The 23,011-nt window shown below is 62.7% G+C and carries 21 protein-coding genes; 14 read left to right on the top strand and 7 right to left on the bottom strand.

Annotated elements, in window-relative coordinates; all coding sequences use genetic code 11:
- Window positions 1-105: 105 nt before the first annotated feature.
- Window positions 106-777 carry an ABC transporter ATP-binding protein gene (locus ACMT3I_RS10165; RefSeq protein ID WP_414804371.1) on the bottom strand — a complete coding sequence of 224 codons (672 nt, stop codon included), beginning with the start codon at window positions 775-777 and terminating at the stop codon, window positions 106-108.
- A gap of 155 nt (window positions 778-932) precedes the next feature.
- Complete coding sequence (locus tag ACMT3I_RS10160) at window positions 933-2,429, bottom strand: ABC transporter permease (protein ID WP_414804370.1); 1,497 nt, start codon at window positions 2,427-2,429, stop codon at window positions 933-935.
- A gap of 195 nt (window positions 2,430-2,624) precedes the next feature.
- Here ACMT3I_RS10160 and ACMT3I_RS10155 point away from each other — a divergent pair, with 195 nt between their 5' ends.
- The 3 genes from ACMT3I_RS10155 to ACMT3I_RS10145 all read left to right on the top strand — a co-directional run bounded on the left by ACMT3I_RS10155 (window position 2,625) and on the right by ACMT3I_RS10145 (window position 5,812).
- Complete coding sequence (locus ACMT3I_RS10155; RefSeq protein WP_414804369.1) at window positions 2,625-3,374, top strand: response regulator transcription factor; 750 nt, start codon at window positions 2,625-2,627, stop codon at window positions 3,372-3,374.
- A complete protein-coding gene (locus ACMT3I_RS10150) occupies window positions 3,371-5,056 on the top strand; it encodes an ATP-binding protein (protein ID WP_414804368.1) in 1,686 nt (561 codons plus the stop codon). The genes ACMT3I_RS10155 and ACMT3I_RS10150 overlap by 4 nt, the downstream gene beginning before the upstream one ends.
- A gap of 513 nt (window positions 5,057-5,569) precedes the next feature.
- Complete coding sequence (locus ACMT3I_RS10145) at window positions 5,570-5,812, top strand: hypothetical protein (protein ID WP_414804367.1); 243 nt, start codon at window positions 5,570-5,572, stop codon at window positions 5,810-5,812.
- Here ACMT3I_RS10145 and ACMT3I_RS10140 read toward each other — a convergent pair.
- The 3 genes from ACMT3I_RS10140 to ACMT3I_RS10130 all read right to left on the bottom strand — a co-directional run bounded on the left by ACMT3I_RS10140 (window position 5,785) and on the right by ACMT3I_RS10130 (window position 8,637).
- On the bottom strand, window positions 5,785-6,270 hold the full coding sequence (locus ACMT3I_RS10140; protein ID WP_414804366.1) for a MarR family winged helix-turn-helix transcriptional regulator: 486 nt from the start codon (window positions 6,268-6,270) through the stop codon (window positions 5,785-5,787). The two genes, ACMT3I_RS10145 and ACMT3I_RS10140, sit on opposite strands and share 28 nt — an antisense overlap.
- A 100-nt stretch (window positions 6,271-6,370) precedes the next feature.
- A complete protein-coding gene (locus tag ACMT3I_RS10135) occupies window positions 6,371-6,823 on the bottom strand; it encodes a MarR family winged helix-turn-helix transcriptional regulator (RefSeq protein WP_414804365.1) in 453 nt (150 codons plus the stop codon).
- Complete coding sequence (locus tag ACMT3I_RS10130; protein WP_414804364.1) at window positions 6,823-8,637, bottom strand: MDR family MFS transporter; 1,815 nt, start codon at window positions 8,635-8,637, stop codon at window positions 6,823-6,825. Before ACMT3I_RS10130 ends, ACMT3I_RS10135 begins: the two co-directional genes overlap by 1 nt.
- A 242-nt stretch (window positions 8,638-8,879) precedes the next feature.
- Here ACMT3I_RS10130 and ACMT3I_RS10125 point away from each other — a divergent pair, with 242 nt between their 5' ends.
- The 10 genes from ACMT3I_RS10125 (at window position 8,880) to ACMT3I_RS10080 (ending at window position 19,940) form a co-directional block, all read left to right on the top strand.
- Entirely contained in the window at window positions 8,880-9,662 is a 783-nt protein-coding gene (locus ACMT3I_RS10125) for an HAD-IIB family hydrolase (RefSeq protein ID WP_414804363.1), read from the top strand.
- Window positions 9,663-9,707: 45 nt separating this feature from the next.
- The gene (locus tag ACMT3I_RS10120; RefSeq protein ID WP_414804362.1) at window positions 9,708-10,775 is read left to right on the top strand and encodes a lactonase family protein; all 1,068 of its coding nucleotides are present in this window, start codon (window positions 9,708-9,710) and stop codon (window positions 10,773-10,775) included.
- A 250-nt stretch (window positions 10,776-11,025) separates the two neighbouring features.
- Window positions 11,026-11,541: a 50S ribosomal protein L10 gene (gene rplJ, locus ACMT3I_RS10115; protein ID WP_414804361.1), complete on the top strand. Its 516-nt coding sequence runs from the start codon at window positions 11,026-11,028 to the stop codon at window positions 11,539-11,541.
- Window positions 11,542-11,592: 51 nt separating this feature from the next.
- Window positions 11,593-11,976 (top strand): 50S ribosomal protein L7/L12, encoded by a 384-nt coding sequence (rplL, locus tag ACMT3I_RS10110; protein ID WP_414804360.1) that lies wholly within the window; start codon window positions 11,593-11,595, stop codon window positions 11,974-11,976.
- Between the two features lie 295 nt (window positions 11,977-12,271).
- Window positions 12,272-12,730, top strand: coding sequence for a MarR family winged helix-turn-helix transcriptional regulator (locus ACMT3I_RS10105; protein WP_414804359.1), 459 nt, complete (start codon window positions 12,272-12,274; stop codon window positions 12,728-12,730).
- A gap of 60 nt (window positions 12,731-12,790) precedes the next feature.
- Entirely contained in the window at window positions 12,791-14,050 is a 1,260-nt protein-coding gene (locus ACMT3I_RS10100) for an MFS transporter (protein WP_414804358.1), read from the top strand.
- A 199-nt stretch (window positions 14,051-14,249) separates the two neighbouring features.
- The gene (locus tag ACMT3I_RS10095; RefSeq protein WP_414804357.1) at window positions 14,250-15,569 is read left to right on the top strand and encodes an ABC transporter substrate-binding protein; all 1,320 of its coding nucleotides are present in this window, start codon (window positions 14,250-14,252) and stop codon (window positions 15,567-15,569) included.
- Between the two features lie 153 nt (window positions 15,570-15,722).
- On the top strand, window positions 15,723-16,856 hold the full coding sequence (locus ACMT3I_RS10090) for a carbohydrate ABC transporter permease (protein ID WP_414804356.1): 1,134 nt from the start codon (window positions 15,723-15,725) through the stop codon (window positions 16,854-16,856).
- The gene (locus ACMT3I_RS10085) at window positions 16,853-17,827 is read left to right on the top strand and encodes a carbohydrate ABC transporter permease (protein ID WP_414804355.1); all 975 of its coding nucleotides are present in this window, start codon (window positions 16,853-16,855) and stop codon (window positions 17,825-17,827) included. Before ACMT3I_RS10090 ends, ACMT3I_RS10085 begins: the two co-directional genes overlap by 4 nt.
- 196 nt (window positions 17,828-18,023) lie before the next feature.
- Window positions 18,024-19,940, top strand: coding sequence for an ABC transporter ATP-binding protein (locus ACMT3I_RS10080; RefSeq protein ID WP_414804354.1), 1,917 nt, complete (start codon window positions 18,024-18,026; stop codon window positions 19,938-19,940).
- An 88-nt stretch (window positions 19,941-20,028) separates the two neighbouring features.
- Here the strand turns inward: ACMT3I_RS10080 and ACMT3I_RS10075 are convergent, their stop codons facing one another.
- Together ACMT3I_RS10075 and ACMT3I_RS10070 are read right to left on the bottom strand one after the other, a co-directional pair.
- Entirely contained in the window at window positions 20,029-20,709 is a 681-nt protein-coding gene (locus ACMT3I_RS10075) for a DUF305 domain-containing protein (RefSeq protein ID WP_414804353.1), read from the bottom strand.
- A complete protein-coding gene (locus ACMT3I_RS10070) occupies window positions 20,687-21,403 on the bottom strand; it encodes a DUF3105 domain-containing protein (protein ID WP_414804352.1) in 717 nt (238 codons plus the stop codon). The genes ACMT3I_RS10075 and ACMT3I_RS10070 overlap by 23 nt, the downstream gene beginning before the upstream one ends.
- Window positions 21,404-21,580: 177 nt before the next feature.
- Between ACMT3I_RS10070 and ACMT3I_RS10065 the strand changes: the two genes are divergently transcribed.
- Window positions 21,581-22,945 (top strand): cystathionine beta-synthase, encoded by a 1,365-nt coding sequence (locus ACMT3I_RS10065; RefSeq protein WP_414804351.1) that lies wholly within the window; start codon window positions 21,581-21,583, stop codon window positions 22,943-22,945.
- Window positions 22,946-23,011 lie beyond the last annotated feature (66 nt).

Below are 23,011 nucleotides of genomic sequence, written 5' to 3'. Positions count from 1 at the left end.
GCCCACTCTTGCTCGTGCGCAGCCGCACCGACTAGCAAAAATGGGCGACCCATGGGGGTAGAGGCGACCCTTGTTCGGGAGGCCGGAGGGCCGCCCGAACAAGCCCTAGACGAGCTCCCTCACCGCACCGTGCTTGATGTGCAGGCGGCGCTGGGCGCGCCGAGCAACTGCCGAGTCGTGCGTGACGACGATCAACGTCAGGCCCCGCTCGCGCCACTGGAACTCGAGCAGCTCCATGATCTCGTCGCGAGTGTCCTCATCGAGGGCGCCGGTCGGTTCATCGGCGAGCAGCACCGTTGGCTCCTTGACTATTGCCCTGGCGATTGCGACCCGCTGCTGCTGGCCACCCGATAGTTCGGAGGGCAGGTGAGTTCCCCGCTCGCCGAGACCGACGGATTTCAGCGCTGCGGCCGCACGCGCCTTGCGTTCCTCGTTGCTCACCCCGAGCGGCGCGAGTGCCGTCTCGACGTTCTCCTGCGCAGTGAGCGTGGGGATCAGGTTGAAGCTCTGAAACACGAAGCCGATCTCCTTGGCCCGAATTTCGCCGAGCTTCTGGTCGCCGAGCTTCGACAGGTTCGCCGTTCCCAGTTCGACGGTGCCCTCGGTCGCCCGGTCGAGCGCGCCGAGCATCTGCAACAGCGTCGACTTGCCGCCGCCTGTCGGTCCCTGAATCGCGACCATCTGCCCATCCGGAATCGAGAGAGTCACATCTTTCAGCGCAGTGACCGTGCGCTTTCCCTGGTCGTAACTCTTGGTTACGTTGGTCAGCTCATACATTGTGTTGTGCTCCTTGACGTTGATACGAAGTGCGGGAGAGAGCTGCAGTGCAGCGGATGCCGCGTAAGCGCAGCCTGAAGGGCGAACCGGAGGTCGACCCGGAGGGCTGACCGCCAGGAGTACCGACCAACGAGCTGTCGCCCGGTGCGCCAGCCCTAGCCGACACTGCGCAGCGCCTCAGCCGGGCGCAGTCGCGCGGCGCGCCATCCACCGATCGCGCCGGCGAGGAGCCCACCGACAACCGCAAGCCCGACGGCGATCAGGATGACCGACACCGTGATCGGTGCGGTGAGCGTGATGTCAGACGTGGCTGCGGTCGCGGCGGCCTGGCCGAAGCCACCGCCGCCGCCGGGGCCGCCCGCTCCGCCAGGACCGCCCGCCTCGGCCGCAACGGCTGTGCCAGCCGTCAGCGTGGGGGCTGCGAGGTTGATGATCAGGATGCCGACAAGACCGATGGCGATACCGGCGACACCACCGATCAGTCCTTGCACGAGCGATTCGCCGGCGACCTGGCCGACGATGCGCCGGTTCGACCAGCCGATCGCCTTGAGGGTGCCGAATTCACGGGTGCGGCGGGTGACACCTGAAATGGTGAACAGGATGGCGATCAGGAACGCGGCAGCCAGCACGATGAGCGAGAGCCAGAGACCGAGGTTCTTCACCAGATCAGAGGCGCTGGAGAGCGAACCGGAGACGCTGGATGCGAGGTCGGCCTGGGTCTTTACCGTGGCATCCGGCAGTGCGGTTTCGATTGCTGACTGCACCGAGCTGATGTCGGTCGACGAGGCAGCCTGCACGTAGATGTCGGACACCTGGCCGCTCAGAGTCGAGAGCGATTGGGCGACCTCAAGCGGGATGTAGACGTTGGAGGCGGTCGCCGCTGACGATGAGCTGGCCGAGACGAGCCCGACGATGCTGAAGTCGGTACCGGCGAGTGCGATGGTGTCGCCCACGGCAAGCGAGGCCGTTGTGGCGTAGCTGGCGTCGAGAACTGCGACATTGGCCGAGACGTCATCGCTGGTCAGCGTGCGTCCGTCGGTGAGGGTGACGGCCGAGAGCGGCCCGACGGCATCCTGCGAAGGGTCGAGCCCGAGAACGGTGAACGAATCGACGTCGAACGAACTGCCGCCGGCGCCATCGGGGCCACCGGTCGGGGGAGTCTGCCCCGAACTCTGATCGGCACCCAGTGCTGCACCCTGCTGACCCTGCGTGAAGTCCGGCAGCTCGCCATTGAATGTGGTGTTACTGAGCGACAACGTCGCTGCGGCGCCTGCGACGTTGTCGAGGCCCTGAATCGTAGCGAGGGCGGCGGAATCGAAAGTCTCGGTTCCCCTGGCGACGCTGAGCCTCGACTGGTTCACGGTCGTCGTTCCGTCCGTGGTTGCGCCATCCGCTGCCCCGAAGTCGAATTGCTGGGGGCCGCCGTCACCGCCCCCGCCTCCGTCAGTTGCTGCCGTCGGTGTCTGTGACACCGTGATGTCGGTGCCGACGCCATAGACCGACTCGAGCACTTTCGCTTGAGCCGCCTGCACGCCGCCCGACACTGCGTTGACGATGATGACGAGGGCAATGGCAAGGGCCATGCCGATCGCGACGATGGCGGTTTGCTTGCGGCGACCCGCGAGCTCCCGCCTGAGATAAGTGGTGAACATGGCGCTCCAACTGTGAGTGAATCGACCGGATGAGTCGGTCGGGAGCGACGCTAGACGCGCGGATTATGGGGGTACTTGCCAATCCCTATGAGTTGACCAAGGGTCAGGATGTCGATCATGATGGCCTCTCATTTCCCACAGCCCGCACAGAGATTGCTTAAAGCAATTTCATAGGAATATCCAGATACTTGAACCATGACAACTCGAGCTGCATCCCGCCCCGGCCACGCCCCCAAGCTGACAAAAGCCGATGGCAGCGCAGTACGCGTGCTCGTCGTCGACGACGAGGCGACACTGCGCGATCTGCTCTCCATGGCCCTGCGCTACGAGGGTTGGGAGATCCGCACCGCAGCCGACGGGCAGCACGCGCTGAAGGCTGCACGCGAGTTCCGACCGGATGCCATCGTGCTCGACATCATGCTCCCCGACATCGACGGTCTTGAAGTACTGCAGCGCGTGCGGGCAGACGGCCAGGAGACCCCCGTCCTCTTCCTCACTGCCAAGGATTCGCTCGATGACCGCATCGCAGGGCTCACTGCAGGTGGTGACGACTATGTGACCAAGCCGTTCAGTCTCGAAGAGGTCGTTGCGCGTCTGCGTGGACTCATCCGTCGGTCGACGATGGCCGTCGCCGACGCAGCCGATCCCATCATCACCGTCGGTGATCTGACCCTCGATGAAGACAGCTACGAGGTATCCAGGGCAGGCGAACCGATCGAGCTCACCGCCACCGAGTTCGAACTGTTGCGCTTCCTGATGCGCAATCCGCGCCGGGTGCTCAGCAAGGCCCAGATTCTCGATCGCGTCTGGAGCTACGACTTCGGTGGAAAATCATCGGTCGTCGAGATCTACATCTCCTACCTGCGCAAGAAGATCGACGCGGGCCGCGAGCCCATGATCCACACCGTGCGTGGTGCCGGCTACATGTTGAAAGCTACGGTGTGACCCCGAACAACGCAGGGGACAACGGCGTGACGGATGGCGTTCAGCCGGCGGGCGTACCTGAGCCGACGGATGCCACCGCAACGACGGATGCCGTCGAGCCTGCCGGTGCTGCGGACCCTGCCGACCCTGCCGCTCCCGCGGACCCTGCCGCTCCCGCATCCGGTTACATCTCAGCGACGCAGCCTCCGCCTCCGCCCGGTCGCCCCAAGACCAAGACGAGGCGCGCTCCGTGGACCCTGCGTCGACGCCTAGTCGTCGCCGTCGTAGCGCTGCTCGCTCTGGTCAGTCTCGCGATCGGCGCGGTGAGCGTGACGATCCTGCGGGCATCGCTGCTCGACGGCCTCGATGCGCAACTCGTCTCGGCAAGCGACCGCTCGCAGGTCGTGCTCGACGGCCGGGTGCACGGCACTCCTGGGTCGAACGAGATCGTCTCGTCGGCATCGGCCGACGACATCCTGAATGGTCCGGCCCAACAGCCGGGAACCCTGGCCCTGGTCTTCGATGGTGCGACAGTCACTGCCGGATACACCGACAACGCGGGGACAATCCAGAATCTCACCGCCGACGAGATCAACCTGCTCATCGCGAAGGCCAGCACCCAGCATCCGGTCAGCGTTGATTTCGGCGGAAGCCTCGGCGACTATCGCGTCATCGTCGGCGTGACGCCGTTCGGCAACGCTTACATCATCGGCCTGCCGCTTGCCAGTGTGAACGGTACTGTCGGTCAGCTGGGCACAATCATCACACTGGTTTCTATGGCCGGTCTCCTGGTCGTTGCCCTGCTTGCCGCCTGGATCGTCAGGCTCGCACTGCGCCCGTTGACCCGGGTGACTGAGACGGCGACCCGCGTGGCCGAGCTGCCGCTCGACAAAGGCGAGGTCGAGTTGGTCGAGCGCGTCAAGGAAGAGGATGCCGACCCGCGCACCGAAGTCGGTCGGGTCGGAGCCGCACTCAACCGCATGCTCGATCACGTCGACGTCGCACTCGAAACCCGGCATGCCAGTGAGCGCAAGGTGCGTCAGTTCGTCGCGGATGCCAGCCACGAGCTGCGCACTCCGCTCGCCTCGATTCGCGGCTACTCAGAGCTGACCCGTCGCACCGGCGAGGATCTCCCGGCCGACGCCGTGCACGCGCTTGATCGGATCGAGTCAGAGTCAGTACGCATGACAGGCCTCGTTGAAGACCTGTTGTTGCTGGCCAGGCTTGACGAGGGTCGCGAACTCGAACGCGACCCGGTCGACCTCACGCTGCTGCTCATCGATGCGGTGAGCGATGCCCACGCCGCAGGACCCGATCACAGCTGGGATCTCGACCTGCCAGAAGAGCCGATCGAGATCGTCGGCGACTCAGCCAAACTGCACCAGGTGCTCACCAACTTGCTCGCCAACGCCCGTGTGCACACGCCGGCCGGCACGACTGTCACGGCAGCGCTGTCGACGGAAGACGACAGGGCGATCATCACAGTGACGGATGACGGCCCAGGCATCCCCACAGAGCTCAAGCCGAGCCTGTTCGAGCGCTTCGCCCGCGGTGACACATCGCGTTATCGCGGGGCGAGCACCGGAAGCACCGGGCTCGGCCTCGCCATCGTGCAGGCCGTGGTAACGGCGCACCATGGGCGGGTCACGGTGCAGAGTGAACCGGGCATGACCCAGTTCAGGGTCGAGCTGCCGATCGCTTAGCGAAGCGCGCTGTCGCGAAAACAGGACAGATCGAGCGGATGTCGGCGAATACAGGATGGAACCCGCTCTCTGGGGCGGTTTGTTCGTCCTGTATTCGCTGCGCGGCGCCGCACCAGCGGGCAGCCTTGGCCCGTGTTCAACCGGCGGATGTGCTCGGAGAACTGCTGCGGGTCACGCGGGTGCCTGGCCACTCGGCCCTGGTCACGCGGCCCTGGTCACGCGGGCCTGGCCACGCGGCCCTGGTCACACGGACTACTGGTTGCAATCGGGCGCGAGGTTGTGGGCTGGGCGCGCGATATTTCGCGCGCCCCGTGTTCTTGTGCGCGCCAGCGAGCGGAGTGAATACTGCAGCGGGCGGATTCCGACCGGGCGCATTCTGACTGCGAGCGGATTCCGACAGCGGGCGGATGCCGCAGGTCGTCTGAGTCGCGTCCGCCGGCGCCGAACGGCATCCGTCTGGCCGAGCTCAGAACAGGTCTGCGCGCTGTTGCGAAAACAGGACAGATCTGCCCGATGTCCTCGAATACAGGATGGAACCCGCTCTCCTACGCCGCACGTCCTGTATTCGAAGCGCGTCCCAGCGACGGCGCCATCGTGCAGCGACCCGCAGTGATCCGCGGCGCCATCGTGCAGCGACCCGCAGTGATCCGCAGCGCCAGCGAGCAGCAACGAGCAGCAACGAGCAGCAACGAGCAGCAACGTGCAGCAACCCGCCGCGAACGCAGAGCTCAGCCCGCGTTCAACCGGCCGATGTAGTCGGCGAACTGCTTGAGGTCTTCCACGGGCCACTGCCTGAGCTTGTTCGTGGTGTTCGCCTTGTCGCTGGCGCGTGCCGCAGCAATACGCTTGCCGGCATCCGGTGTCAGCGCGATGATGCGAGCGCGCCCGTCGTGCGGGTCTGGATGCGTTTCAACGAAGCCCAGCTCTTCAAGAGCCCTGGCTTGGCGGCTGATGACGCTCTTATCGACGAAGAGGGCGTCGGCCAGCGCGCCGGAGTGCATGGGGCCGGATTTCGACAGCATCCGCAGCATTTTCAACCCAAATGGCTGAAGGAGCGGATCGATGGCGAGAGCCGCATCGCGCAGGTTCAGCCTGACGCGTCCGACGAGCGTGGCCATCTGCTCCTCGAGCTCGGCTATCGCCTGCTCTGTTGCGTCATTCTCCGAGCGTCGTTCGGCCCTGGCCGTTGCATCGGGTACTGCACTTTCGCTCATGTTCTCAGCCTACTTAACGGCAACTGGGAGCGACTCCGGTGAGGAGTCGCTCCCAGTTGCTCTGTTCGCTATCGGTCGCAGATCGCTCGAGTGTCGCGGGCTACTCGCTTGTCCCGTTCAATCTGGCTATGAAGTCAGCGAACGTGAGCAGTTCATCTGACGTCCAACTGTTCATGCGATCGTGCAGCACGATGTGATTCGAAGCGATTGCTTCACTCACGCGTACTGCCGCCGACGGGGTCATCTCAAGAAAACGAGCCCGTCCATCGGCAGGGTCGGCCTGGATTGTGATCAGGCCCAGCTCTTCAAGCTGCTTCGCCTGGCGGCTGATGACGCTCCGGTCGACGTAGAGCGATTCCGCTGCTGCACTCGCATGAGTCGGACCGCACCGCATGAGCAGTCTGAGTAACTTCAGACCGAAGGGCTGCAGCCCGGGGTCGACGGCCAGGGCTGCATTGCGAATACCCGCACGAATTTGACCGGCGAGAATGCTCATCTGCTCTTCGACCACCAGCACCGCATCGGCGGTCCCGACCTCGTCGACCATGGTCATTAGCGGAGTGTCTCCGGCGAAGACGAGTCAGCCTGTGCGTCAGCCTCGGTCTCGTCGACCAGGTCGATCAGACCAGAGTCATGAGCCAGTCCAACGGGGGTCAGCCCGACGGATGCCGCACTCACCTCGATGAGCGTGTCTTCCGCGTTCTGGATCTCGCGCTCCAGCGTCGCTACCGAACCAGTCGCGGTACTGACGCCCGTAGCGGCCGTACTCACCGAACCTGTCGCAGCAGATGCGGATGCCGCAGCAACCGAACCGGTTGCGATGGAGAACGCGCCGGTCTTGGTGCCGGCCGCCTTCTTCAGCTGCACGGCGGTCTTGCTTCCGAGGCTGGCGTTCGGCAGGAAGATCACGGCAATGAGCGTGATGATTGCAAGCGGAACACTCCAGAGGAACACGGTTCCGACGCCGGAACCATATGCGCCCTCAACGATTGCGGCGATCGAGGCAGGCAGCTCCGAGACGTGGGGGATGGTTCCGCCTCCGAGTGTCTGAGCGGCAATGGCCTGGTCGGCGGGGCTCAGGGTGGGGATGCCGTCCTTGATCTGCTGGGCGACAACTGTACCGAGCACTGAGCCGAGAACCGAGACGCCGATGGTGCCACCGAGGCTACGGAAGAACGTCACAGCGCTGGTTGCAACACCGAGGTTCTTCACCTCGATGGAGTTCTGCACGACGAGAACCAGGTTCTGCATGAGCATGCCGAGGCCTGCGCCCAGGATAGCCATGTAGATACCAACAAGAACGAGGCTGGTGCCGGCGTCAAGGGTGCTCAGCAGCAGGGTACCGGCCACGATCAGCACGCCACCGACGATCATGATCGCCTTCCACTTGCCGCGGCGGCTGATCAGGTTTCCGAAGAAGGTCGACGCGATGAGCAGTCCGGCCATCATCGGGATGGTGAGCAGACCAGACTGCGTCGGGGTCGCGCCACGGGCAAGCTGCATGTACTGCGCCAGGAAGACCGAGGTGCCGAACATTGACACACCGACCGAGATGCTGGCAACGACGGAAAGCGTGAACGTGCGGTTCTTGAACATGCTGAGCGGAATGATCGGCTCAGGCGTCTTGAACTCAACGATGACGGCCGCAATCAAGAGAAGTGCAGAACCGGCGACCATGACGAACGACGGAACCGATGCCCACTCAAACTGGTTTCCAGCAAGCGTGACCCAGATGAGCAGCAGTGAGACGCCACCTGCGATCAGTACAGCACCGAGGTAGTCGATGTGAACCTTGCGCTTGGGGTGCTTCGGCAGGTGCAGGGTGAGCTGCAGCATGATGATCGCGAGGATGGCGACCGGAAGTGCGATGAAGAAGTTCCAGCGCCATCCGAAAGCGTCGGTTACAACGCCACCGAGAAGCGGTCCGCCGACGGTACCGATGGCCATGACGGCGCCGAACAGGCCGGCGTACTTTCCACGGTCACGCGGGCTGATGATGTCAGCCATGATGATCTGGCTGAGTGCAGCAAGACCACCACCACCGAGGCCCTGCATCACACGGAACACGATGAGCGTGTCGGTGCTCTGCGAGAATCCGGCAAGTGCCGAACCCAGAACGAAGATGACGAGTGCGAGCTGGATGAGCAGCTTGCGGTTGAAGAGGTCGGCGAACTTGCCCCACAGTGGTGTGGAAACGGTGGTTGCCAACAGGGTCGCGGTGATGACCCAGGTGTATGCCGACTGGTCGCCCTTAAGGTCGGAGATAATGAGCGGCATTGACGTGCTCACTACGGTGCCGGCGAGGATCGACACGAACATGCCGAGGAGAAGGCCTGACAAGGCCTCGAGGACCTGGCGCTTGCTCATGGATCCGTCAGCCGAAACTGTGTTTTTGGGGGGCTTTTCGCCCTTGCGAGATGGTGCTTTAGTGGTGCGCTCGGCGCGTGACATCTGACTCCTGCTAATAATTGATAGATGTCAACTATAGATTAGTAGTAGACCTATGTCAACTATAATTCTGGCAGTACACGGGATTGACCCGTAGGCTGGGGCGCTGTTGCCTATTAGTAAGGCGCTGACGCCTATTAGTAAGAGGAAGAGCTTTCGTAATGACCATTCCCCGCCTGGTTGCTTTCGACCTTGATGACACTCTCGCACCGTCAAAGTCGGCACTGGACCCGCGCATGGCGGCACTCTTGGTGCGCCTGCTCGACGTGACAGAGGTGTGCGTGATCTCCGGTGGTCAGATTGCCCAGTTCCAGATGCAGCTCATTGACAATCTGGTGGATGTCGACCGCGCGGCTCTCGCTCGCCTTCATCTGATGCCCACCTGTGGCACCCAGTACTACCGTCACTCCGATGGTGCCTGGGCGCAGATCTACGCCCAGAACCTGACGGATGACGAAAAGGCGCGTGCGCTTGACGCTGTCGAGTCATCCGCTCGCGCACTCGGCTACTGGGAGAGCGAGACCTGGGGTCCGATCCTCGAGGACCGCGGTTCGCAGATCACCTTCTCGGCGTTGGGTCAGGCCGCTCCGGTCGCGTCCAAGGTTGCGTGGGATCCGACGGGGGCCAAGAAGAACTCGCTGCGTGAAGCAGTGCAGGCACAGCTGGGTGACCTTGAGGTGCGTTCAGGTGGCTCGACCTCGGTGGACATCACCCGTCGTGGCATCGACAAGGCTTACGGGATGAAGAGGCTTGCCGAGCTGAGTGGCGTGCCACTTGATGAGATGCTCTTCGTCGGCGACCGCCTCGACCCGGATGGCAATGACTACCCGGTAAAGGTGCTCGGCGTCCAGTGCGTCGCTGTCGAGGGCTGGGAAGACACTGCAGCCCTGCTCGAGCGCCTCATTCCCGAACTGATCGCTGCTGCTGCAGCCACGTCTGTCTAGCTCGTTTAGCTCGCAATACTCGCAAAACTCATGAACGGGGTCCCCATGGTCACTGGCATCGAGCGGATTTGGGTTGGTTCCTATACGGGTCAGGCCGGTGAGGGCGAGGGGATCGGGTCTCTCGGTCTCGCCGGGGCCGGTCACCTGGCGTGGAATGGCGTCGCGGCGAAAGCCGAGTCGCCCTCGTTCCTCGCATTGCACCCTACGCTTCCCCTTCTCTACGCGGTCGCCGAGTTTGAGGCGACGGTGCAGGCCTATCGGGTACAGGATGTCGACGCCGCTGCCAGTGCCGCCAACGCCACCGACCTTGAGGCCGTGGGCGAGCCCTGGCCAGCCGGCGCTGCAGCTTGTCACATCGCTGTCGACCCGTCCGGCCATTTCCTTGTCGTCACCTGCTGGGGAAGCGGCGACGTGCTCTACTACGAGCTGGACGAGGCCGGGGCTATTAAATCCCGGATCGCGGCCCCCGCGGCGGCCGACCCGTATCCGCAGCAGCCCAATGCCGAGCCTCGCGTTTCCCGGGCGCACGCCACCCTGGTGCTGCCGAACGGCACTCTGCTCACGACAGACCTCGGATTCGACCTGCTTCGCATTTGGAATGTTTTGCCGGGGGTTGGTCTCGTCGCCGTGGCCGACATCCCGCTCGGCTATGGAAGTGGCCCGCGCCACCTTGTCATGCACCCGAGCGGACACGTCTACGTCGTGACCGAGTACTCAATCGAGGTCGTCGTACTCGCTCCGGATGCCAGTGCCGGGTTCGTCATCATCGACCGCGTTCCCGCGAGCGTGGGTGGCGTCAACGAGGGTGACTCTGCCGCCGAGATCACGATCGATGCCGCCGGTTACCACGTCCACGTCAGCGTGCGCGGTTCCAACATCATCTCGACACTGGCTGTCTATGCCGATGGCGCGCAGTTGCAGGCAGTGAACGACGCCGACTGTGGGGGAGACATCCCGCGCCATCACGTGCAGGTGGGCAATGTCATTCTCGTCGCCAATCAGGGGTCGAGCACCGTTGTGTCGCTGGCGCTCGATGCAGAGACGGGTGTTCCGACATCGATCATCGACACACTGTCGGTCGGAACACCGACATGTCTGGTTGTCGCGCGCTAGCTCGATTTGCGCATTGATCGTGGCATCGAGTAGCGTGTAACAAAGCCAAAGACCGCCGGTTATTGCCGTGCTCAGAAATGAGTGAAGCAATCGAAGGTTCATGTACATGAACGGCCCGCGCAGGATTCGAAGTAGTGATTGTAGTTCGTAAGAACTCCTCAAGCTCCGGCCTTGCGCTGGAGCTTTTTTTGTGTCTGAGCCCAGGGCTACCGGCACTGAATGCAAATTCAATCAAGACAAGAGGAGCGCCATGGCGAACAAGGAAGCATCGGTCGCCGAGCTTACGGAGAAATTCCAGAGCTCGACCGCCGTTCTGCTCACCGAGTACCGCGGTCTCACTGTTGCCCAGCTCAAGCAGCTGCGCGTTTCAATCAGTGAGGACGCCACGTATGCCGTGGTAAAGAACACGCTCACCAAGATCGCGGCGAACAACGCTGGCATTTCGTCGTTTGACGAAGAGCTCGTTGGCCCGTCCGCTATCGCTTTCGTGCACGGTGACCCAGTCAACGTAGCGAAGACCCTGCGTGCCTTTGCCAAGGCAAACCCTCTCCTGGTGGTTAAGGGCGGTTACTTCGACGGTAGCCCGCTCACCGCCGCAGAGGTAGGCAAGCTCGCCGACCTCGAGTCCCGTGAAGTTCTGCTCGGCAAGCTTGCCGGCGCCTTCAAGGCCTCGCTGTTCGGAGCCGCATATCTGTTCAACGCACCGCTGTCGAAGGCCGTTCGCACGGTTGACGCGCTGCGTGAGAAGCAGGAGTCCGCGAACTAGGCATCAGCCTCGTCTCGCGGTGAGTAATTTACGAAAACTAAGGAGAAAATCATGGCAAAGCTTTCAACGGAAGAGCTGCTTGAGCAGTTCAAGGGTCTGACCCTCATCGAGCTCAGCGAGTTCGTCAAGGCGTTCGAGGAGACCTTCGAGGTCACCGCTGCTGCTCCGGTTGCTGCTGCAGCCGCTGCAGGCCCCGCCGCCGCAGCTGAAGAGGTCGAAGAGCAGACCGCTTTCGACGTCATCCTCGAAGCAGCTGGCGACAAGAAGATCCAGGTCATCAAGGTTGTGCGCGAGCTCACCAGCCTCGGCCTGGGCGAAGCAAAGGCAGTCGTCGACGGTGCTCCCAAGGCCGTCCTCGAAGGCGCAAGCAAGGAAGCTGCCGAGAAGGCAAAGGCTTCGCTCGAAGAAGCTGGCGCAACCGTTACCCTCAAGTAATCTCGCCCCGCAAGGGGTTCTTCTTGAGGCGTGATGCGCTCTCGTCGTCTATTCGATGAGTGCGACTCGCACGCTGTGATCGCGGCTTCCTTGGGTCCGGACGTATACGTTCTGTTCCCAGGTGCCCGCGTTCCGTGGGCGTCGTTCCCCGTAACGGGGACGACGCCCTTTCGGCGTTTAACCCCCGTTTTAGGATTCTCGGATGCTCGGTCCTGGTCATATGGCATCCGTCAGGTGGCTCTACACCAGCGTCCCTCCAGCGCGCATATATAGCCAAGCTATGTATAATCGTTCTATGACCGACCCCGTTGCAGAGACCCCACTCATCACCGTGCTTGGTGATCTGGTCTCGGTGAACCACCGATTGACCCGCGTCGCAGCGCGTGCCGCAGGAAGCGGGGAGTCGCCCGCTGTCTGGCGCACACTGAGTGCGCTCTCTACGAACGGTCCCATCCGCTTGGGTGAGCTCGCTGAGCTCAGCCGGGTGTCCCAGCCCACCGCGACCAAATTGGTCGATGGTCTGGTCGCTCGCGGCTGGGCAGAGCGCCGCCCTGACGAACGCGATGCGCGCGCCAGTCGCATCGGCATCACGGCAGAGGGTTCTGCGGCGCTTGTGCACTGGCGTTCCCAACTTGCGACAGCGTTGCTGCCGCTTTTCGCCGACCTCAGTGAATCAGAGGCCGACACCATCGCCCGTGCCGTCGAGATCCTGCGGGAGCGCGTCGACCGCCAGGAACTGATCGTCAAGAAATAATCACCAGGAGCTGATCAGTGCCAACTGATCACTGAGAAACAAGAGAGTAGCCCGCACGTCGTGAATAGAGCACAAGAGGGTACTGGAAGCATCCTGCACCAGCCGAAAGCAGTGTGGGCCGTCGCCTTCGCGTGCGTCGTCGCATTTATGGGAATCGGCCTCGTCGATCCGATCCTGCCGGCGATCGCCGGTGAGCTGGGGGCGACTCCGACCGAAACCGAAATGCTGTTCACCAGCTATCTCGTCATCACCGGTATCGCAATGTTCTTCACCAGCTGGTTGTCGAGCCGCATCGGTGCCAAGCGCACGCTGCTCATCGGCCTGGGCATCATCGTCGTGTTTGCGTTGGCCGCTGGGCTCTCGCAGGACGTCGAGTCGATCATTGGGTTCCGTGCCGGCTGGGGCCTCGGTAACGCGCTCTTCATCTCGACGGCACTCGCCACGATCGTCGGTGCTGCATCAGGCGGGGCGTCGTCAGCGATCATCCTGTACGAAGCAGCGCTCGGCCTCGGTTTGGCAATCGGCCCACTGCTCGGTGGCATTCTCGGTGGAATCAGCTGGCGTGGCCCATTCTTCGGAACTGCAGCCCTGATGGCCATCGGCTTCATCGCAATCATCACTCTTCTGAAGTCGGGGCCCACGACCGCAGGGCAACCGAAGCCACAACCCACCTCGGTGTCTGCGCCATTCCGCGCATTAGCCCGTCCGGCACTCGGCATCCTCGCCGCATCGGCGCTGTTCTACAACATCGCATTCTTCGTGCTCCTCGCGTACACGCCATTTGCACTCGTTCCGCTCGGAGTTGAAACCGCGATGGCACTGGGATTCATCTTCTTCGGTTGGGGTGTTTCTGTCGCCATCACCTCGGTGTGGGTCGCACCCGTTCTGACGGCGCGGATGCCACGCACCCGGGTGCTCTGGATCGTCATGCCGCTCTTGGCGATCGACCTGCTTGCCGCTGCACTGTTGATCAACTCCGTAGTCGGTCTCATTACCTGTGTCGTTGTCGGCGGCCTGATGCTCGGCGTTCTCAACACCGTGCTGACCGAGTGCGTGATGGAGTCGACGGACTTGCCGCGTCCTGTTGCCTCGTCTGCATACTCAGGCGTGCGGTTCCTGGGCGGGGCAATAGCCCCACCGGCAGCGACCCTGCTCGCGGCCTCGTTCACCGCAGCGACCCCCTATTACGCTGCCGCAGGCTCGGTTCTCATCGCTGTGCTCATCGTGATCGTGGGCCACAAGCACCTGAGGGCAGCGGATATCGGGCACGTATCCGCCCTGGAAGAGGCCGAGTCGATCGGTGTCGCAGACGCCACCTGAGGCACCGATTCCGACCGGTTTACGACGCTGCCGCATCCGGCGTCGACATAACGATTCAGCATCAGAGAGCGCTTTCACGGCGCTGCTATTGCTCGATGTTCCGCGCCCCCCTATGTTGGGTCTGTAAACGCTTGCTACGTACTGCTGTTAATCACAGCAGCGAGTAGGCGCTTTCTAAATCTCAACGAGGAGGAACCGAATGAGCGTGAAATTGCACCGCCGACTCATCATCCCGACCGCCGTCGCAGCAGTCATCGGACTCGCGCTCACCGGTTGCGGAAATGGCCCTGGCGCCACTACCGAAAAATCTGGCGCGGCAGGAGACGGCGAAGTAACCGTCTACGGCACGATTGCCGACACCGAGGCCGACCTGCTTGAGCAGTCATGGGCTCAGTGGGAAAAAGACAACAACATTGACATCAAGTACGAATCCTCCAAGGAATTCGAAGCGCAGATCTCGATCCGCGCGCAGGGCGGCAACGCACCCGACCTCGCAATCTTCCCGCAGCCCGGTCTGATGGCAGACCTCGCAACCCGCGGTTACCTCAAGCCGGCCTCGGCCGAGGTCGAGGCGAACGTCGACGAGGGTTGGTCAGCCGACTGGAAGGCGTACGGCACGGTCGACGACACCTTCTACGGTGCGCCGCTGATGGCAAGCGTCAAGGGCTTCATCTGGTACTCCCCGAAGAACTTCGCTGAGTGGGGTGTAGATGTTCCCGAGACATGGGATGACCTCGTCGCCGTCACCAAGACCATCCAGGAGAAGACCGGCAAGGCACCGTGGTGTGCAGGCTTCGGCTCCGGCGATGCAACGGGTTGGCCAGGAACCGACTGGGTTGAAGACCTCGTCCTCCGCCAGTCGGGCGCTGAGACCTACGACAAGTGGGTCACGAACGAGGTTCCGTTCACTGACCCGGCGATCAAGAGCGCATTCGACTCTGTCGGAGAGCTCCTGCTGAACCCGGCTTACGTCAACGCCGGCTTCGGTGACGTACCGTCGATCAACAGCACCGCATTCGGAGACGTCGCAACGCCGATCTCAGACGGCACCTGCGCCATGACACACCAGGCATCGTTCTTCGATGGCTTCATCACTGACGCAGGCGGAACCGTTGGACCCGACGCAGACGTATGGGCTTTCATCACGCCAGGTGAAGAAGCCGGCGCTTCGGCAGTCACCGGTGGTGGCGAGATCGTCGGTGCATTCTCCGACGACGCAGACACCCAGAAGGTTCAGGCATACCTGTCAAGTGCGGACTGGGCGAACAGCCGCGTCTCACTTGGCGGTGTGATCAGCGCCAACAAGGGCCTCGACCCGAAGAACGCCCAGAGCCCGATCCTTCAGCAGGCCATCACCATCCTCCAGGACCCGAAGACCACGTTCCGCTTTGACGCATCAGACCTGATGCCGGGCGCTGTGGGAGCCGGAACCTTCTGGAAGGGAATGGTCAACTGGATCAACGGAACGCCGACGGATGAGGTGCTCTCGAGCATCGAAGCCGGCTGGCCTTCTAACTAAGTCACTGGTCATCTGACAAAAATGACGTGGGCTGTCTTCGCGCTGCGAAGCAGCCCACGTTGCTTCTTGGTATAACGTGGCGATACCGATGATCACCGCTGTTGGTCACCGATCTGGTCCACAGAGTTCACTGCCGCACTCGAAAGGGTTCCTATGTCAGCATTCTTCGCCTGGCTCGGCCAGATGCCGCCCCTGGTCCAGGTGCCCATCATCATCCTGGCCTTCGTGGTGGTCGTCGCCGCGATCTTGTTCTTCGTCGAAATAGCGCCCCGCTCTGGTCGGATGTACACCATCATCCGTTTGGCCGTCTGCATCGCAGCCCCGGCCCTTGTGCTGATCTTGGTCGGCTCGTATGACTGGGCCGTCGCCATAGCCGCAGTGCTCGGTGGATTGTTCTTCATCCTCGACTATCGCTCGCGCAAGGGCGCCGGTTACCTGTTCCAACTCGTCGGGTTCCTGTCTCCTGCCATTCTGCTCCTGGCCATCGGCCTGGTCATCCCGACGATCCAGACCGGATTCCAGGCCTTCCAGAACTCGCGCGGGACTGAGTTCGTCGGCCTCGACAACTTCATCTGGGTCTTCACCCAGCCCGAAGCGGTTCGCACGGTGGGTAACACCATCGTGTGGGTGCTTATCGCGCCACTCGTCTCCACCATCGCCGGACTCGCATACGCCGTCTTCATCGACAAGAGCCGGGGCGAGAAGTACTTCAAGATTCTGGTTTTCATGCCGATGGCCATCTCGTTCGTCGGGGCATCCATCATCTGGCGGTTCGTCTACACGGCTCGTCCCGCAGACCAGAACCAGATCGGTCTGCTGAATCAGATCGTCGTGTGGCTGGGTGGCACTCCTGTCGACTTCCTGGCCGTTGACCCCTGGAACACGCTCTTCCTGATTGTCGTGCTGATCTGGGTGCAGACCGGTTTCGCCATGGTCGTGCTGTCCGCAGCCATCAAGGGCGTTCCTGCAGAGCAGCTAGAGGCCGCCGAACTCGATGGAACCAACGGCTGGCAGCGCTTCGTAAACGTGATCGTTCCCGGCATCCGTGGCTCTCTCATCGTTGTGCTGACGACGATCTCGATCGCCTCGCTGAAGGTCTTCGACATCGTGCGCACAATGACAGCCGGTTCAAACGAAACCAGCGTGATCGCGAACGAGATGTATACCCAGTTCAAGAACTTTGAGCAGGGACGCTCCGCAGCGTTCGCGGTTGTACTGTTCCTTCTGGTGATGCCGATCGTGGTCTACAACGCCAGACAGATCAAAAAGCAGAGGGAGATCCGATGAGCGCCGTGCTGCCTATCGACCTGCCGGTCGATCCTGAAACCGAAGCGCAACTGCGCCGGGGTGAGCGCAAGAACGAGCGCAATATCGCCAAACACACGAAGAGGCGACTGACAAGTCGTGGCGCAACCATCGCGGCGCTTCTCATCGCTGTGATTTGGACGATCCCGACATTCGGCCTGTTCGTCTCGTCGTTCCGTCCGGCCCAGGAGGTGCGTACCACCGGTTGGTGGACGATGTTCTCCAACTGGGGAGTCACCCTCGACAACTACGAGCAGGTGCTTCAGGCGGGTAACAGCCAGCTGAACCTGGCCGGTGCTTTCATCAACTCGATCGCGATCACGTTGCCGGCGACAGCCCTCCCGCTGATCATCGCCAGCCTCGCTGCCTACGCGTTCGCCTGGATCGACTTCCGCGGCAAGGACATCCTGTTCATCGCGGTGTTCGCGTTGCAGATCGTGCCGCTGCAGATGGCACTCGTGCCGCTCCTGCAGCTCTTCTCGCAGGGCACCATCTTCGGCTTCCCGGTTGTCGAATCGCTGAACGCGAGTGGCGGGTACGCGCAGGTCTGGATTGCGCACACCATGTTTGCCCTTCCGCTGGCCATCTTCCTGCTCTACAACTTCGTCTCTGAGATCCCCTCCGAGGTCATCGAAGCTGCGCGAGTGGATGGCGCAGGCCACGGCCAGATCTTCTTCCGGATCATCCTGCCTCTGACCATGCCGGCGCTGGCATCCTTCGCGATCTTCCAGTTCCTCTGGGTCTGGAACGACCTGCTGGTCGCCCTCATCTTCGCCGACGGTGCAGTGGCGCCGATGACGAAGCTGCTGGCCGAGATCACGGGTAGCCGCGGGCAGGACTGGCACCTGCTCACGGCTGGTGCATTCATCTCGATCCTGGTGCCGCTGCTGGTCTTCTTCGCACTGCAGCGCTTCTTCGTACGCGGCCTGCTTGCGGGTTCGACCAAGGGATAACCTGCTCCACCGTCATGGGTCGCCCATATTAGCTAGTGCATCGGCGTTCGCACTAACAAAAGTGGGCGACTCATTGCTGTGTACGGATGTCGTTGCGCATGCATGCGCTGTGTGCGGATGATGGGTGGGGTGTGTACGGATGCCGTACACGGAGCGCGTGTTCTGACCCGTCAGCCGCGGAGCTTAGAGTGAAGCCATGAGTGGAATGCATGGTGGTGGCGGAGGACGTGGTGGCGGCGGTGGCGGCAGTCCCGCTCGCAGGGCCGCCCGGATCAGCGGAGGCGATGCCAAGGCTCAGCGCGCCGAAAACGCCCAGGCGCCCCGCATCCCGAATCTGCTCGGTCGCATCTGGCAGCTGTTCCTGCCGTACAAGCCTCAACTCGTGGTCACCGTCGTGCTGGTACTCATCAGCGCGTCACTGTCTGTGATTCCGCCACTGCTCACGCAGCGTGCATTCGACGACGGCCTGTTCCCGAAATCCGGCTCGCCGAACCTTCAGGTACTGGGGTGGATTGTCGGCTTGATGATTATCGTCTTCGTCGGTTCGGCGTTGCTCGGGGTCTGGCAGACCTGGCTCACCGCGACGGTAGGCAACAAGGTGATGGGTTCGCTGCGCGTTAACCTGTTCACCCACCTGCAGGCCATGGAGCTCAGTTTCTTCACGAAAACGAAGACGGGTGTCATCCAGTCGCGCCTGCAGAACGATGTCGGTGGCGTGGCCAGCGTGCTCACCAACACCATTTCGAGCGTGCTCGGCAACACCGTCACCGTAATCGCGGCATTCGTCGCCATGCTGCTGCTCAACTGGCAGTTGACGATCGTTGCCGTCATCCTGATGCCGATTCTCGTCATCGCCCAGCGCCGTGTCGGACAGGTGCGGGCACGGATCGCCGCGAAGACGCAGGAATCGCTCTCCGACATGACGGCGATCACGCAGGAGACCCTGAGCGTGTCAGGCATCCTGCTGTCGAAGAGCTTCACCAGACAGAAGACCGAGATCGGCCGCTACGCCGATGAGAACGCCAACCAGATTCGGCTGCAGGTCAGCCAGCAGATGAGTGGCCAGTGGTTCTTTGCCATGGTCAACATCTTCCTGTCGAGCATCCCGGCCATCGTGTATCTGGTTTCGGGGCTCCTCATCAGCAATGGGTCAGCGGATGTGACGGCCGGCACGATCGTGGCGTTCACCACTGTGCAGGCCCGGTTGCTGTTCCCATTGCTTGGGCTCATGCGGGTCGCCCTCGACCTGCAGACCTCGAGCGCCCTCTTCGCTCGCATCTTCGAATACCTCGACCTCAAGCCGGCGATCAGCGACAAGCCGACAGCGACGCCCGTTCCGACAGACGGCCCAGAATTCGGACAGATCGAATTCGACCATGTGTCGTTTGCATACCCGGACGCCACCGCCGAGTCGCGCCCCACCCTCGACGACGTGTCGTTCGTCATCGAGCCGGGCCAGTTCGCTGCATTCGTCGGGCCATCGGGAGCGGGCAAGACGACAGTGTCCTACCTAATTCCGCGCTTCTACGAAGCCTCGGGCGGGCGGGTGATGTTCTCGGGCACGGACGTGCGTGACTTGAGTCAGGAATCGCTCGTCTCCCACATCGGTATCGTCAGCCAGGAGACCTACCTGTTCCACGCGACGATCGCCGAGAACCTGCGATACGCCAAGCCTGACGCGACGGATGCCGAGCTCGAAGTGGCGGCGCGGGCAGCGAACATCCACGACACCATCGCCTCGTTCCCCGACACGTACAAGACTGTGGTGGGGGAGCGCGGCTACCGGCTGTCCGGCGGCGAGAAGCAGCGCATCGCCATCGCGCGGGTGCTGTTGAAGGATCCGGAGGTGCTCATCCTCGACGAGGCAACGAGTGCGCTCGATGCAATCTCTGAACGCATCGTGCAGTCGGCGCTTGACACGGCATCCCGTGGTCGAACCACGATCGCGATCGCGCACCGCTTGTCGACGATCGTCTCAGCCGATGTCATCTTCGTGGTGGATGCCGGCCGCATCGTCGAGCAGGGCACCCACGCTGGTCTGCTCTCGGCCGGGGGAATCTATGCGCGCCTCTACTCGGAGCAGGTCACCTCGGCGTCTTTCGCAAACGAGTAGCCCCGCGTAACCGAGTTACGCGAGATCGGAGTTGTGGTCGCTATGACGCAGTCAAAACGACCACAACTCCGATCTCGCGGTGCTATTTCTAGGCCCGCTTCGCCAGCATGCTCTGCATCAGCTCGATTTCTGACGTCTGGCTCTGCACGACTGATGTCGCGAAGGCCGTGACCACCGAATTGTCGCTGCGGTCGAGCACTGCGTCGGCCATGTCGACGGCACCCTGGTGGTGGGCGATCATCAGCGTGAGGAAGATGCGCTCGGCCTCAACACCGGATGCCGCCTTGAGCTCAGCGATCTGCTCGGCAGTCGCCAGCCCCGGCATCGGGTCGCCGGGGGCATGGCTAGCGGATGAGCTCGGGTCACCACTCGTGTGATCGTGACCGCTGTCGGTCTTCCCCGGCCGGGTCATCCACGTCATCGATGGCTCGCTGCCGGCCTGCGACAGCTCCCACTCGTTCAGCCAGCCATACATCTGGCCAGACTGGTGCGCCTGGGTCGTCGCGATGTCGAAAGCAAGCAGGCGCACATCGGGGGCATCGGTGAGATCACGCACGATCATGGCGAGTTCAACGCCCTGATCGTGGTGCACCTGCATGTCCCTGGCGAAACCCGCCTCAGCGCTGGTCGCAGTGGGCGTCGGGTCGTTGATCGTACTCAGGCGACCGGCCGACCACGCGACTGCTCCCACGATCACCGCGGTAACGATTGCGGTGATGAGGAGGGCGAGGCGACCGACGCCCTGCTTAGGAGACCTTTCCTGGGGCATCGTATGCTCCGACGCAGGCTGCGCCTGGCTCGGGGACGGTGTTGCTCTTCCAGTGCTCTTCAAGGAACTCCTCGATGCGGGTGTCGTCAGCCGAGTCGACCTTGAGCTGCACGTTCCATCCGCTCAGCACGATGGGGGAGGGCAGGTCGTCGAACGGCGACAGCACGATGTAGGTCGACGGCAGTTTCGATTTGAGGGTTGCGAGCTCAGCGTCACTGATCGATGGGTCGTATGTCACCCAGATAGCGCCGTGCTCGAGGGAGTGGACCGCATTCTCATTGGGTACCGACTCGGTGTACACGCCACAGTTCAGCCACATCGGGTTGTGCTCGCCACCGGCGGGCGGGGTCTGGGCGTAGGTGACCGGCGTCTCAACGTGGCCTGCGGTATTGGTGAAGGTTTCAACGCCATCGACCTCAGCACCGGTGCCGCCAGCCGAGTAGCTGGCACTCTGCGGGGTCAGCACGACAGAGGTGACGATCAAGCCGACGACAGCGACGGCACCGACAACTCCGGAGATGATCCCGATCTTGCGGTTGCGCTTGCTGCGCTTCTCCTGGCGACGGAACTCTTCGAGCTTCTTCTCTCGCTGTACCTGACGCTGCTGCTTGACTGTCAGGTTCTGAGCTCCGGATGCAGAGGATCCGGACTTCGGTGCGCCGGATGGTGAGCCGGAGGGCGGGGCGGGGGTCATGGGAGGCCTCTCGTAGTTGTCCTTGTCCAATACGAACGTATAGGAAGACCCTGAAGCTTCCCTCAGGTACCCGCTCTCAGTGGCTTCACAGGATAATGGGGGGTGATATCACTGTGAGAGACGTAACGAGACCTCAACGAGGAGATCTCGGCATCTGAAGCCGACGAAGGATTTTCCATGAAGATTGCCCAGTCAGTGCTTGACCTGATCGGTAACACGCCGCTGGTGAAGCTCCACAAGGTCACCGACGGCCTGGCCGCCACGGTGCTCGTGAAGCTTGAATACATGAATCCCGGCGGCTCATCGAAAGACCGCATCGCCACGCGGATTATCGACGCCGCCGAGCGCGACGGGCTCCTGAAGCCTGGCGGCACCATTGTCGAACCGACATCGGGCAACACCGGAGTCGGTCTCGCGCTTGTCGCCCAACAGCGCGGATACCGCTGCGTCTTCGTCTGCCCCGACAAGGTGGGGGAGGACAAGCGCAACGTGCTGCTCGCGTATGGCGCTGAGGTCGTCGTGACCCCGACATCCGTTGCACCAGACAGCCCGGAGTCGTACTACGGCGTCTCAGACCGGCTGGCCAGAGAGATCCCCGGTGCTTTCAAGCCGAACCAGTACGAGAACCAGAACGGCCCGCTGAGCCACTACGAGACCACAGGCCCGGAGATCTGGCGCGACACCGATGGCACTGTCACTCACTTCGTTGCCGGCATTGGTACCGGTGGCACCATCTCCGGCACCGGTCGCTACCTCCGCGAGGTGTCGAATGACGGCGTGCAGATCATCGGCGCAGACCCGGAAGGCTCGGTGTACTCCGGCGGCTCCGGGCGCCCCTATCTCGTTGAGGGTGTCGGCGAGGACTTCTGGCCGAGCGCGTACGACCCGAGCGTCGTCAACGAGATCATCGCCGTCTCTGACGCTGACTCCTTCGCTATGACACGCCGCCTCGCACTCGAAGAAGGCATCCTGGTCGGCGGCTCAAGCGGCATGGCCGTCGTCGCAGCCCTGCGCGCGGCCGAAAAGCTGACAGCGGATGACACCATCGTCGTGCTGCTGCCCGATGGCGGCCGGGGCTACCTCGGCAAGATCTTCAACGACGGCTGGATGCGCAGCTACGGGTTCACGAACGCCCCGAGCGGACACACCGTCGGCGACCTGCTCGAATCGAAGACAGGCACGCTTCCGCCCTTCGTCTACGTGCACCCGAGCGACACGGTTCACGACGCCATCGAGAAGATGACGTCGTCGAGCGTGTCCCAACTGCTGGTATTGGCAGCCAAGCCGCCCGTGGTGATGGGCGAGGTCGCCGGAGCCCTGAGCGAAGCGCGCCTGATGGACCTGGTCTTCTCTGGTGCGGCCAAGCTCACCGACAAGGTCTCATCGGTGACCGGCGACGCACTGCCGCTCATCGGGGTCAACGAACCGGTGGCCACCGCCAGAGCCGCCTTCGCCACCAGCGACGCACTGCTGGTGACGGATGGCGGCAAGCCGCTCGGCGTCGTCACTCGCCACGACCTGCTCAGGTATCTGAGCGCCTGACGTCGTGAGCGACTGACGTCCAGAGCGCTCGACGTCCAGAGCGCTCGACACCCTGCCCCTCCTGGG

This window comes from Leifsonia sp. A12D58 (assembly GCF_047530025.1).
Lineage (GTDB): Bacteria > Actinomycetota > Actinomycetes > Actinomycetales > Microbacteriaceae > Cryobacterium.
This window is presented reverse-complemented; position numbering and strand designations above follow the sequence as displayed.